This window comes from Vandammella animalimorsus (assembly GCF_002285285.1).
GTDB classification, from domain to species: Bacteria; Pseudomonadota; Gammaproteobacteria; order Burkholderiales; family Burkholderiaceae_C; genus Lampropedia; species Lampropedia animalimorsus.
In genome coordinates, this window is sequence record NZ_NSJF01000001.1 from 138,378 (window position 1) to 150,146 (window position 11,769).

At 67.5% G+C, this 11,769-nt stretch carries 10 protein-coding genes and 1 tRNA gene; 7 read left to right on the top strand and 4 right to left on the bottom strand.

Features of this window, described 5'->3' with window-relative positions:
* Nucleotides 1-196 precede the first annotated feature (196 nt).
* Nucleotides 197-1,765 carry a sigma-70 family RNA polymerase sigma factor gene (locus tag CK620_RS00570; RefSeq protein WP_095548689.1) on the bottom strand — a complete coding sequence of 523 codons (1,569 nt, stop codon included), beginning with the start codon at nt 1,763-1,765 and terminating at the stop codon, nt 197-199.
* 90 nt (nt 1,766-1,855) lie between these two features.
* Entirely contained in the window at nt 1,856-2,872 is a 1,017-nt protein-coding gene (locus CK620_RS00575) for a hypothetical protein (RefSeq protein ID WP_095548690.1), read from the bottom strand.
* 235 nt (nt 2,873-3,107) lie between these two features.
* On the opposite strand from CK620_RS00575, the gene CK620_RS00580 reads away from it, so the two are divergent.
* The 6 genes from CK620_RS00580 to tsaD all read left to right on the top strand — a co-directional run bounded on the left by CK620_RS00580 (nt 3,108) and on the right by tsaD (nt 10,307).
* On the top strand, nt 3,108-3,353 hold the full coding sequence (locus CK620_RS00580; RefSeq protein WP_095540538.1) for a TIGR04438 family Trp-rich protein: 246 nt from the start codon (nt 3,108-3,110) through the stop codon (nt 3,351-3,353).
* A gap of 239 nt (nt 3,354-3,592) precedes the next feature.
* Nucleotides 3,593-6,316, top strand: a complete 2,724-nt coding sequence (gene pepN / locus CK620_RS00585; protein ID WP_095549056.1) for an aminopeptidase N — start codon at nt 3,593-3,595, stop codon at nt 6,314-6,316.
* Nucleotides 6,317-6,468: 152 nt separating this feature from the next.
* On the top strand, nt 6,469-7,494 hold the full coding sequence (locus CK620_RS00590) for a class 1 fructose-bisphosphatase (protein WP_095548691.1): 1,026 nt from the start codon (nt 6,469-6,471) through the stop codon (nt 7,492-7,494).
* 78 nt (nt 7,495-7,572) lie between these two features.
* A tRNA-Thr gene (locus CK620_RS00595) sits at nt 7,573-7,648 on the top strand.
* Nucleotides 7,649-7,790: 142 nt separating this feature from the next.
* Nucleotides 7,791-9,167 (top strand): MATE family efflux transporter, encoded by a 1,377-nt coding sequence (locus CK620_RS00600; RefSeq protein WP_095548692.1) that lies wholly within the window; start codon nt 7,791-7,793, stop codon nt 9,165-9,167.
* Nucleotides 9,168-9,179: 12 nt separating this feature from the next.
* The gene (gene tsaD, locus CK620_RS00605; protein ID WP_095549057.1) at nt 9,180-10,307 is read left to right on the top strand and encodes a tRNA (adenosine(37)-N6)-threonylcarbamoyltransferase complex transferase subunit TsaD; all 1,128 of its coding nucleotides are present in this window, start codon (nt 9,180-9,182) and stop codon (nt 10,305-10,307) included.
* Nucleotides 10,308-10,340: 33 nt separating this feature from the next.
* On the opposite strand, the gene CK620_RS00610 is transcribed toward tsaD, so the two are convergent.
* Nucleotides 10,341-10,733: a pyrimidine dimer DNA glycosylase/endonuclease V gene (locus CK620_RS00610; RefSeq protein ID WP_095543580.1), complete on the bottom strand. Its 393-nt coding sequence runs from the start codon at nt 10,731-10,733 to the stop codon at nt 10,341-10,343.
* Between the two features lie 12 nt (nt 10,734-10,745).
* Nucleotides 10,746-11,225, bottom strand: a complete 480-nt coding sequence (locus CK620_RS00615; protein ID WP_095543581.1) for a Fur family transcriptional regulator — start codon at nt 11,223-11,225, stop codon at nt 10,746-10,748.
* A gap of 256 nt (nt 11,226-11,481) precedes the next feature.
* On the opposite strand from CK620_RS00615, the gene rpsP reads away from it, so the two are divergent.
* Nucleotides 11,482-11,739 (top strand): 30S ribosomal protein S16, encoded by a 258-nt coding sequence (gene rpsP / locus CK620_RS00620; protein ID WP_095540567.1) that lies wholly within the window; start codon nt 11,482-11,484, stop codon nt 11,737-11,739.
* Nucleotides 11,740-11,769: the final 30 nt, after the last annotated feature.

Here is an 11,769-nt window from a genome sequence, read left to right on the forward strand (position 1 = left end):
GCTTGCCAGCGCGTGCCAAGACGGTGGGCTGACGCCGCAACCCGCCCGGTTGACCAGCCCAAAGCGGGCCGTCATGGGTGTTGACGAACGACGCGGGCGTTTCCCTCAGGTTTTTTGTAACAGCGTGGCAGGCGCCCCCAAACGCGAGGGTTTGCGGCGCGGGTGCGCTGTGGCGGAGGGCCGCTGGCGCGGCCGCTTACCGCTGCGCGCGCGGATGGCTGCGCGGGGCAATGTGCCAGCCCTGGCCCTGGCGGCGCACGGTGACGGGCAGCACGGCGGGCAGGGATTGCAGCCAGTCGTGGGCGTGGCGCACGGGCACCTGGCCGCTGATGGCCAGCGCAGCCACGCGCGGATCAAGCTCAATGGGGGCGGCGTCTTCGCGCTGGTAGCGCGCCAGGCGGGCGATGGCGTGGGCCAGGGGTTCGGCGTGAAAGCGCAGGTGGCCGTGGCGCCAGGGGGCGGCGTGCTGGTCGGCGTCATCACCAAGGCCGGCGGCGCTGCTGGCGGGCAGTTCGATGGGGGCGGGGCTGGCGGCATGCAGGCGCAGGCCCTGGCCAGGGTGCAGATCGCGCTGGCTGCGTGGCTGGCCATCGGCGCCCAGCCATTCAACGCGCACGCGGCCCTGGGCCACGCGCACGTCGATGCCGGCGGGGGCCATGTCCACGCTGAAGCGGGTGCCCAACACGGTGATGCGCACGCGCGGGCGAGCATCTGGGGCATGGGGGGCGGCTTGGGCGATGCCGGTTGCGGCAGTGTCTGCGGTGGCGCCTGCGGAAGTGGCGGCGGCGGGCTGGGGCAGGGCGGCCTCGACGACGAAGGGGCGCTGGGGGTCGTGGGCCACTTCGGCAAACAGCGCGCCGTGCAGCAGTTGCACGTGGCGCAGGGCGCGGCGGTAGGTGATGTGGGCGCGGCTGGCGGCGTCGAGGGTGAGGGCGCTGCCGTCGGGCAGGGCCTGGCGGGCGAGCTGGCCGCGCGGGGTGTGCAGCGCCAGCTCCAGCAGGGGGCGGGCGGCGATGGATTGCCATACCCGCCAGCCCAGCAGGCCGCTGCCGCTGAGGGCGGCCAGGCCGAGCAGCGCGGTGAGCGAGCGGCGGCGAGTAGCAGGGGCGGTCTTGACGGATTGGGCCTCGTGGGCGTGCTGGGCGTGGTGGGCTTGGCTGGCGGCGTGGTCGCCGGGGTGTTCGCCGCGCCAGTGCAGCAGGGCGGTGTGCAGGCGGGCGTTGGCCTGTTGCAGGTCGCGCTCGATGGTGGCGAGGCTGACGCCGTGGCGCGCGGCCAGCTCGCCTTGGGGCGTGCCGTGCAGGCGGTGGGCGAGAAAGGCTTGGCGCGCGCGTTCGGGCAGGGCGTGCAAGGCGGCCTGCACGGCATCGAGCGCCTGGCGGTACATCAGGGATTCGGCGGCGTCGGGCTGGGCCTGCCAGGGGGCGATGGCATGGCCGCCGTCGTTATGACCATCGCCATCGCCGTTGCCGTTGCCGTGGCTGCCTTGGCGGGGCAGGCCGCAGCGGGCGGCGGTCTGCCGTTGGCGCAGGTGGTCGAGCGTGAGGTGGTGCGCCACGGCGCTGAGCCAGGCGGCGGGCTCGCGCAGTTGGCGCGCGGCCTCGCCTTGCTCCAGCAGGCGCAGCCAGGCGTCTTGCACCAGATCGCGCGCGTCTTCGGCGCAGCCGGTGCGCCGCTGCACCTGTTTTTGCAGGCGGGCCGTGATGGCGCGAAAGCCCGCCGGGGCGGGCCAGTTGGGGGCGTCGAGCGTGGGCGGTGGGGGCATGGGGTGCAATTATCAATGCGAATCATTGCTGTTTTCGCACTCTGCACCCCATGCGGGCGCGACTTTTGAGCAGCACCCTGGCCGCTGCGCTCAGTCGCCCATGAAGCGGTAGTCCTCGATGGGGGCGGGCTCGTCGCCGAGGTGGTTGATGCTTAGCCAACCCAGGCTGCCGTCGCTGGCCTGGATGAGCAGGAAGTCGCGGTAGTCGTCTTCCTTGCGCGGGCGGAAGGCGTCGTGCAGCAGCACCTGGAGTTTGTCGCCCTTGGCGATGCGGGCCACGGGCTCGCCCCCTTCGGGCTGGCTGCTGAGGGTGATGGGCGCCAGTGCCGTGCTTTTCAGGCCCACGTAGTAGAAGGCCTGCGCCACTTCGGCCAGCTGGCCATCGTCTTTCAGGCGGTATTTGCTGAAGGTCTGGTGGTGGCGGTTGATGTGGGTGCTGCTGTAGAGCGTGCCATTGCCGGGGAAGTAAAAGGTCTCCCCGCCCAGCATGCGCCCGGCGCCGAGCTGACCATCGGCGCGTTGCTTGAGGTCGGTCGCGTCGAGCAGCTCGCAGTATGGGTCGGCGCTCGGGCCAGGGCCGCATTCGAGCCGGTAGTTGCGATCATTGGCGGCAAACTGCCCTTGCAGCAGCACGTAGCTGTCCTCATTGCTTTGCGCCGCCGGCGTGAGCGGCTGGATGCGCTGCGGGTTGTAGTGCAGGGCAAAGGGCGGCAGGCCTTCGATCTTCAGGCCCTCGGGGATGGGGCTGAGTTTTTTCAGTTGGCTGAAGTCCTCGCTGTCGCGGCTGTCGGCAGCGGGCTGGGCGTCGGCGGCAATCCAGCCTGTCAGGCCAAGGCTGGTCTTGACCAGGTAATGCGCTTTGTCGGGCGTGGCCAACAGCACGGTCAGCGGGGCCTGGGCGGGCACGGTCGTCACCGGCGTGCCTTTGCCTGGTTGGCTGCTCAGCGCCAGCGGGGCCTTGGCCGTGGTCGCCTGGCCGACGTAGAGGTAGGGCGCCTTGCCCGTGCCGCTTGCAGCGGGGGCGATGGCATCGGCAAACAAGGCCTGCTGCGCCAGCGCAGGCAGGGCGGCCGCGCACAGCGCCGCCAGCAGCATGGGTTTTTTCATGGCTCGTCCTCTGGTTGTGAAATGACAGTGCGCGGTTGTACACCAAACCGCGCCTTGGGCCTTGGCAGGGGGCGCAGCCGTGGGTGTGGTTTGGATATATCTGTTGCAGAATGTGCGGCGTTGGGCTTTTTTATTTAGAGCGTGCTATGCACTTTGCGCTCTCGCGGGGGGCAAAAAGTGCATAGCACGCTCTAGAGAAGCCCAGGGCGTGTCGATGAACAAACAAGGAGCCTGGATGTACCTGCTTGCCATTTCTTTGATCCTGCTGGCCATGAAGTACTTTGCCTTCGGGCCGGTGGCCGATTGGCCTTGGTGGTGGATTGCCGTGCCGTTTGGCCTGACGGCGCTGTGGTGGGCTTGGGCCGACTGGTCTGGCTACACCAAGCGCAAGGTGGTCGAGAAGGAGAATGAGCGCAAGCAGGCGCGCATTGCCCGCGACCGCGAGCGCCTGGGCCTGATCGTGCGCAAGGGTAAGAAGTGAGGCCTTGAGCCACTTCTCGCGCCCGCCTCGCAAACAGCCCATGCGGCCTGCTGCCCATGGGCTGTGTCGTTCTGTGTTGGTGTGGCGCTGTCGCGTCTGGCAGCGCCTGAGGCCCGCCGCGTTTTGCGCAGCGGGCCCAGTGTGCTGCAAAATCCGGGCATTTTTTGGGCCGCTGCTCGGGCTATTGCCCGGGTGGCCGACTGGCCCTGCCGATGCTGCCTGTTTGCAAAGATTGCTTCATGACCGATACCGCCACTCTTGCCGATACCGCCGAACACCAGAGCGCTGCCAGCGTGGTGCGGCGCGAGGATTACCGCCCGCCCGCATTCTGGATCGACACGGTGGATCTGAGCTTTGACCTCGATCCTGCCAAGACCCGCGTGCTCAACAAAATGCGCGTGCGCCGCAACCTCGATGTGCCGGCCCAGCCGCTGCGGCTCGATGGCCAGGAGCTGAACCTGGCGCGCGTGCTGGTCAATGGCCAGGGCGCGAGCTTCAAGATGGAGGGCGAGCAGCTGGTGCTCTCCAACCTGCCCGAGGGGGCAGAGCCTTTCGAGCTGGAGATTTTCACTACCTGCCAGCCCGAGAAGAATACCCAGCTCTCGGGCCTGTACGTCAGCCAGGGCACCTTCTTCACGCAGTGCGAGGCCGAGGGCTTTCGTCGCATCACCTACTTTTTGGATCGGCCCGATGTGATGAGCGTCTTTACCGTGACGCTGCGCGCCGACAAGGCGGCCTACCCGGTGCTGCTGTCCAACGGTAATTTGCTGGAGCAAGGCGAGCTGGAAGACGGGCGCCACTTCGCCCGCTGGCACGACCCCTTCAAGAAGCCCAGCTACCTGTTTGCGTTGGTGGCCGGGCAATTGGTGGCGCGCGAGCAGGCCATCACGGCGCGCAATGGCAAGCAGCACCTGCTGCAGGTGTATGTGCGCCCGGGCGACCTGGAAAAGACCGAGCACGCCATGCGCTCGCTCATGGCCAGCATCGCCTGGGACGAGGCGCGCTTTGGCCTGCCGCTGGATCTGGAGCGCTTCATGATCGTGGCCACCAGCGACTTCAACATGGGCGCGATGGAGAACAAGGGCCTGAACATCTTCAATACCAAGTTCGTGCTGGCCAGCCAGGCTACGGCCACCGACCAGGACTTCGCCAACGTGGAAAGCGTGATCGGCCACGAATACTTCCACAACTGGACGGGCAACCGCATCACCTGCCGCGACTGGTTCCAGCTCTCGCTCAAAGAGGGGCTGACGGTGTTTCGCGACCAGGAGTTCTCCATGGACATGGCCGGCAGCGCCAGCGCCCGCGCCGTCAAGCGCATCGAGGACGTGCGCCTGCTGCGCACCATGCAGTTTGCCGAGGACGCTGGCCCCATGGCCCACCCCGTGCGGCCCGACAGCTACCAGGAAATCAACAACTTCTACACCCTGACCATTTACGAAAAGGGCGCCGAAGTGGTGCGCATGATGCACACCCTGGTGGGCGAGGCGGGCTTTCGCAAAGGCATGGCGCTGTACTTCGAGCGCCACGACGGCCAGGCCGTCACCTGCGACGACTTCGCCCAGGCCATTGCCGATGCCAACCCGGATAGCGCTCTGGCGATGCATCTGGCGCAGTTCAAGCGCTGGTATAGCCAGGCCGGCACGCCCCACGTGCAGGCCCAGGGCCAGTACGACGCCGCAGCACAGACTTACACCCTGACGCTGACGCAAACCACCCCGCCCACGCCGGGTCAGGGCGAAAAGCAGCCGCTCATCATCCCCGTGCGCCTGGGCCTGCTGGGCCGCAGCGGCGCCGCCCTGCCGCTGTGCCTGCAGAGTGAACAAGGCGTGCAAGAGCTGGGGCTGGAGACCACCTTGGTGCTGCACGAGCGCCAGCAAAGCTTCACCTTCACCCAGGTGGGCGAGTCGCCCGTGCCCTCGCTGCTGCGCGGCTTCAGCGCGCCGGTGGTGCTGCAACACAGCCTGGATGACGACGCGCTGGAGATCCTGCTGCAACACGATAGCGATCCCTTCAACCGCTGGGAGGCCAGCCAGCAATGGGCCCAGCGCATCATGCTGGCGGCCATCCAGAACCCCGAGGCCGAGATCGCACTGCCGGCGCGCTTCGTGCAGGCCATGCGTCAGGTGCTGGGCGATGCGCAGCTGGATGCGGCCTTCAAGGACCTGGTGCTGACGCTGCCCTCGGAGGGCTACATCGCCGAGCAGCTCAAACAGGTCGATCCGCAGCGCATCCACACCGTGCGCGAGGCCCTGCAGGACCAGCTCGCCCAGGCCTTGCAGAACGAGTGGCAAGCCGTGTGGGCGTTGCATCACGACACTGGGGCTTACCAGCCCGACGCCCACAGCGCAGGCCGCCGCGCCCTGGCTGGCAAGGCCTTGGCCATGCTGGTGCGCCAGGCCGGCCACAGCGGCGATGCCGTCTGGCCCGGCAAGGCCTATCAGCGCGTCAAGGACGCGGGCAACATGACCGACCGCTTCAACGCGCTGGCGGCGCTGGTGCAGGCGCGCCATCCGCTGGCCGAGCAGGCCCTGCAGCGCCTGCACCGCCAGTTCCGCGACGAAGCCCTGGTGCTGGACAAGTGGTTCCAGCTTCAGGCCATGACGCCCGACGTGGACGGCGACCTGCTGCCCAAGGTGCGCCAGCTGATGCGCCACCCGGACTTCAACCTGAAGAACCCCAATCGCGCGCGCAGCCTGATCTTCGCCTACAGCAGCCACAACCCGGCGGGCTTTCACCGCGCTGATGGCGCGGGCTACCAGTTCTGGGCCGAACAGGTGCTGGCGCTGGACGCCATCAACGCCCAGGTGGCCGCCCGCCTGGCGCGCGCCCTGGACGCCTGGCGCAAGCTGGCCGAGCCCTACCGCACCCACGCCGAGGCGGCGCTGCAGCAAGTGGCCGCGCAGCAGGGCCTGAGCAAGGATGTGCGCGAGATCGTCGGCAAGGCGCTGGCGGCGCAGTGATGCGTTTGCCGTTGCGGGCTTTTCCCTTCATGGATGGTCTGCACGAATCCGCAGATGCACACGGCGCTGCGATGGGTGCAGACCTTCCTTTCTCCAGCGGCGCCGGCGGCCAAGTTGCCCGGGCCTCTTTTCATTGGCTTTTCTGACCCACCATGTCCCAAAAACGCATTTCCCTCTCCCGTTACCTGGTCGAGCAGCAGCGCGTCGATGGCCGCATCCCGGCCCAGCTGCGCTTGCTGCTGGAGGTCGTGGCGCGCGCCTGCAAGCGCATCAGTTTTGAAGTCAACAAAGGCGCGCTGGGCGAGGCCATGGGCAGCGCCGGCAGCGAGAACGTGCAGGGCGAGGTGCAGAAAAAGCTCGACATCATCGCCAACGAGGTGCTGATCGAGGCCAACGAATGGGGCGGCCACCTGGCGGCCATGGCCAGCGAGGAGATGGAAGGCATTTACCTGGTGCCCAACCGCTACCCGCAGGGCGAGTACCTGTTGCTGTTCGACCCGCTCGATGGCTCGTCCAACATCGACGTCAACGTCAGCATCGGCACCATCTTCAGCGTGCTGGAAAAGCCCCAGGAGCAGCGCGGCGTGACGGTGGACGACTTTCTGCAGCCGGGCGCGCGGCAGGTGGCAGCGGGCTACTGCGTTTTTGGCCCGCAGACCACGCTGGTGCTGACCGTGGGCGACGGCGTGGCCATGTTCACGCTGGACCGCGAGCAAGGCTCGTTCGTGCTCATCGAGGAGAACGTCCGGATTCCCGAGGACACCAAGGAGTTCTCCATCAACATGAGCAATATGCGCCATTGGGACGGGGCCGTGCGGCGCTACATCGACGAGTGCCTGGCCGGCGAGGAGGGCCCGCGCGGCAAGAACTTCAACATGCGCTGGATCGCCAGCATGGTGGCCGACATCCACCGCATCCTCAGCCGTGGCGGCATCTTCATGTATCCCTGGGATCAGCGCGAGCCGGCCAAGCCCGGCAAGCTGCGCCTGATGTACGAGGCCAACCCCATGGGCTGGCTGATCGAGCAGGCCGGAGGCGTGGCCAGCAATGGCCGCCAGCGCATCCTGGAGATCCAGCCCACGCAATTGCACGAGCGCGTCTCGGTCATCATGGGCGCGAAGAATGAGGTCGAGCGCATCGAGCGTTACTACGCCGAGCTCGATGCCAGCCAGTCTTGAGCGCCCGCTCAAACCCTCGCGCCTAGCCGGTGTGCGAGCCGCAGTGAAAGGGCGCTATAATCGCGCCCTTTCACAAGGGCCGAATTAGCTCAGTTGGTAGAGCAGCTCATTCGTAATGAGAAGGTCGGGGGTTCGACTCCTCTATTCGGCACCACGCATTGCGCCACCGGCACCATGCCCGCCTGGTGGCAAGACTGGAAACGCCACTCTTCCCATGCGCGAAGGTGGCGTTTTTCCATTGGCTCCGCGCGCGGCTGGTTGTCTCAGCGTGCGTGCGCAGGCACAGCCCAGCTGCCATGTCCGAACTCAAATCCATCGCCCGCCATACCGGGGTCGTCTTTGTCGGCCAACTGGCCGTGATGGCCTTTGGCGTGACCGACACCATGGTGGCCGGACGCCATTCGGCCCAGGCGCTGGCTGCATTGTCGGTCGGCACGGCCATTTACATCAGCGTCTATGTGGGGCTGATGGGCGTGCTGCAGGCGCTGTTGCCGATCTGGGCCGAGTTGCAGGGCGCGCGCCGCCATGGCGAGGTCGGGCGCTCGCTGCGCCAGGCGCTGTATCTGTGCGCTGCCTGCATCGTGCTGGGCATGGCAGTGCTGCTGATGCCAGGGCCGCTGCTGCGCGCTGCCCAGGTGCCGCCGGCCTTGCAGGCCGAGGCCGAACGTTATCTGGCCGTGCTGGCCTGGGCGCTGCCGCCGGCGTTGCTGTTTCGCCTCTACAGCACACTCAACCAAAGCCTGGGCCATCCGCGCCTGGTCACGCTGCTGCAGGTCGGGGCGCTGCTGCCCAAGATCGCCTTGTCAGTGTGGCTGACGTTTGGCGGCGCTGGGCTGCCGCCGCAGGGCGCAGTCGGCTGCGCCTGGGCCACGCTGTTGGTCAATTGCGGGCTGCTGCTTGTGGCGCTGTGGTTGCTGCGCACGCAAGGCCTGTACGCCCCTTATGCCATTTGGCAACGCCTGGAGCGCCCCGACTGGCGCCAGCTGGCCGCCTTTGTGCGCCTGGGCGTGCCGGCCGGGCTGTCGGTGATGGTCGAGGTCACCTCGTTCACGCTGATGGCCTTGTTCATCGCCCGCCTGGGCACGCTGGCCTCGGCCAGCCATCAGATTGCCGGCAACGTGGCCGCGCTGCTGTACATGCTGCCGCTGGCGCTGGGCATTGCCACCAGCATGCGCGTGAGCCATTGGCGCGGCGCGGGCGATGCCGCCCGGGCCCGCCACGCCGCAGGCCTGGGTGTGGGCGCGGCGGCGGCGCTGGCCTTGTTGGCTGCGGCGGCGCTGGCCCTGGCCGCCGGCCCGGTGGCTGCGCTGTACGTGAGTGATCCAGCCATCGCCGCGGCCACGCAAGGGCTGTTGCTGTGGGTGGCTGCCTACCACCTGGGTGATGCGCTGCAGGCAGTGGCGCTGTTCGTGCTGCGCAGCTACCGCATCACGGTGCTGCCCTTCGTGCTTTACGCGCTGCTGCTGTGGGGCCTGGGCCTGAGCGGCGGCTACCTGCTGGCCTTCCAAGGGCTGGGGCAGTGGCCAGCCATGCAGGCGCCGCAGGCTTTCTGGATGACCAGCGCCACCGCGCTGCTGCTGGTGGCGGCGCTGCTGTGTGGCCTGCTGTGGCGTGTGGCGCGGGCCGATTGCTCGGATAATGGCGCGCCCTGCCGCAGCCCTGCCGGGCCTTGAATGAATCCGCCCATGCCTTTGCCCAACGCCTTGCCCCCATCCCCCCAGACCTTGCCGCAGGCCCTGGACGCGGCCACCCGGCCTTTGCGGGTGCTGGGCATCGAGTCCTCCTGCGACGAAACCGGCGTGGCCCTGGTGCAAACGCAACCGGCAGCGCCAGGCGCGGCCTGCCCGCCAGTGCCGCAGCTGCTGGCCCATGCGCTGCACAGCCAGATTGACATGCACCGGCTCTATGGCGGCGTGGTGCCCGAGCTGGCCAGCCGCGACCACATCCGCCGTGTGCTGCCGCTGACGCAACAGGTGTTGCAGCAGGCCGGCTGCAGTCTGCACGAGCTCGATGTCATTGCCTACACCAAGGGCCCGGGCCTGGCCGGGGCGCTGCTGGTCGGTGCGGGCGTGGCCTGCGCGCTGGGCGCAGCGCTGGGCACGCCGGTGCTGGGCGTGCACCATCTGGAAGGGCACTTGCTCTCGCCCTTCCTCAGCGCCGATCCGCCGCAATTTCCCTTTGTTGCGCTGCTCGTCTCGGGTGGGCACACCCAGCTGATGCGCGTCGATGGCGTGGGGCGCTATGAGCTGCTGGGCGAAACCATTGACGATGCTGCGGGCGAGGCCTTCGACAAATCGGCCAAGCTGTTGGGCCTGCCCTATCCGGGCGGGCCGGAGCTGGCGCGACTGGCCGAGCAGGGCGATGCCCAGGCCTTTGACCTGCCGCGCCCGCTGCTGCGCGGCGACAACCTGGACTTCTCCTTCGCGGGGCTGAAAACGGCTGTGCTCACCCAGGTGCAGCGCCTGGGCGAACAGGCGCAAGCGCGCCGCCACGACCTGGCTGCCAGCACCCAAGCGGCCATCGTTGACGTGCTGGTGCGCAAGGCCTTGCTGGCTTTGCGCCAGACCGGGTTGCAGCGCTTGGTGGTGGCCGGTGGCGTGGGCGCCAACCGTCTGCTGCGCGCCACGCTGGACGAGGCCTGCGCCCGGCGCGGTGTGCGCGTGCATTACCCCGAGCTGTACCTGTGCACCGACAACGGCGCCATGATTGCGCTGGCAGCCGCCATGCGATTGCAGGCTGGCCTGCAAGAACCCAGCCGCGCCTGGAGCTTTGATGTGCTGCCGCGCTGGCCGCTGGAAGACGTGGCGGTGTAAGAGCCTGTTCAAAGCCTCTGTACGGCGGGCTGGTCACTTGGGCTTTTGGGTGGTGCAGGTAAAGCGCGCCCGCGCCGGCATGCGCTCGGCGATGCGCGAGCGGTTCAGCGCCAGAGCTTGTTCGGTGGGCGTGTAGTCTTGCCACAGCGCCGGGTTTTCGGGCAGTGCCGCCGGCCAGATGTGCTGCACCTTGAAGCCGCGCGCCAGGCACTCGGCGTGCAGCGCTTCGTAGCGGCGCTGCAGGAATGCCAGCTTGTCGAAGAAAAAGCGCACGTGGCCTGTGCCCAGGCAATAGTCCTCGGGTTGGCCTTGCAAGCGGTATTTGCCCTTGGCGACGGCATTGGGGATGCGCGTGAGCTCACGGTGCTCGGCCAGCAGATGCTGGTCGCACAGTTCGGCGGGGGGGACGAGATTGATGCGGGTCATGCCAACGTGCCATCACTTGGCCGCGCCGCTGCCGCTGCAAGCCGAGCACAGGCCATAGAGCGTGATGTCGTGGCTTTGCAGCACAAAGCCTTCAGGCAGCAGGCGCGCAAAAGTGTCGTTGCAGCCATGCACGTCGAACACCTTTTCACAGTGCTGGCAGCGAAAGTGATGGTGGTGGTGCTCGGCTTGATGGGCCAGCTCGTAGTACAGACGATCGCCCGGCAGCGGCACGGGGCTGAGCTCGCCAGCCTCGACCATGGCCTTGAGGTTGCGGTACACCGTGGCAATGCCCAGACCAGGCACGAGCTGCTGCGCGGCGCTGAGCACTTCGGGCGGGGAGAGCGGGCGTGCCTCGCGCTGCAGCACGGCGCGGATGGCCGCGCGTTGACGCGTGGCGCGCTCGCCATGTGGCGGTCGGTCATGCGTTGTGCGGGCCTCGCCCGACGCGGGACTGGGGGCAGAGCGGGCAGTGGTGCGGGCTGTCGGCTTCATGGGGCGATTGTGCCATTGCTCTATCGTGCGCAGCAGAGCATGCAAATGCCTCGGCAGTCGCATCGGCGTGGCAGGGAGGGCACAAGCGCCAGCTTGTATTGCGCCGCCAGGCTGTTGCTATAATCGCGCGCTTTGCAGCGTCGTCGCTGGCCGGGTGGTCATGTCGCGTGTCTCTCAACGCTGCGGATTTTTTTTCGCATGTGCTGGGCGGGTTTTGTTTTATGCCAGCCATGCAGGCCCAAAGGAAATTCTCGCAATGGTCGTAATCAGACTCTCCCGCGGCGGCTCCAAGGCTCGTCCGTTCTACAACATCGTTGTTGCCGACAAGCGCGTGCGCCGCGATGGCCGTTTCATTGAGCGCATTGGCTACTACAACCCCAATGCCCGTGGCGCCGAGCAAGGCTTGCAACTCAGCCATGACCGCCTGAGCTACTGGCAAGGTGTGGGCGCCCAGGCTTCGGAGACCGTGCAGCGCCTGATCAAGCAATCGGCCAAGCAGCAAGTGGCTGCTTGATATGCAGTGTAGAGGCCCGTTGTGGGCCTC

Excerpts from the sequence above, each read along its gene's own strand:
- CK620_RS00570 (WP_095548689.1), bottom strand. The coding sequence starts at position 1,765 with ATGCCCCCACCGCCCACGCTCGACGCCCCCAACTGGCCCGCCCCGGCG.
- CK620_RS00615 (WP_095543581.1), bottom strand. The coding sequence starts at position 11,225 with ATGAAGCCGACAGCCCGCACCACTGCCCGCTCTGCCCCCAGTCCCGCG.
- CK620_RS00600 (WP_095548692.1), top strand. The coding sequence starts at position 7,791 with ATGTCCGAACTCAAATCCATCGCCCGCCATACCGGGGTCGTCTTTGTC.
- CK620_RS00590 (WP_095548691.1), top strand. The coding sequence starts at position 6,469 with ATGTCCCAAAAACGCATTTCCCTCTCCCGTTACCTGGTCGAGCAGCAG.
- CK620_RS00580 (WP_095540538.1), top strand. The coding sequence starts at position 3,108 with ATGTACCTGCTTGCCATTTCTTTGATCCTGCTGGCCATGAAGTACTTT.
- tsaD (WP_095549057.1), top strand. The coding sequence starts at position 9,180 with ATGCCTTTGCCCAACGCCTTGCCCCCATCCCCCCAGACCTTGCCGCAG.
- rpsP (WP_095540567.1), top strand. The coding sequence starts at position 11,482 with ATGGTCGTAATCAGACTCTCCCGCGGCGGCTCCAAGGCTCGTCCGTTC.
- pepN (WP_095549056.1), top strand. The coding sequence starts at position 3,593 with ATGACCGATACCGCCACTCTTGCCGATACCGCCGAACACCAGAGCGCT.
- CK620_RS00610 (WP_095543580.1), bottom strand. The coding sequence starts at position 10,733 with ATGACCCGCATCAATCTCGTCCCCCCCGCCGAACTGTGCGACCAGCAT.
- CK620_RS00575 (WP_095548690.1), bottom strand. The coding sequence starts at position 2,872 with ATGAAAAAACCCATGCTGCTGGCGGCGCTGTGCGCGGCCGCCCTGCCT.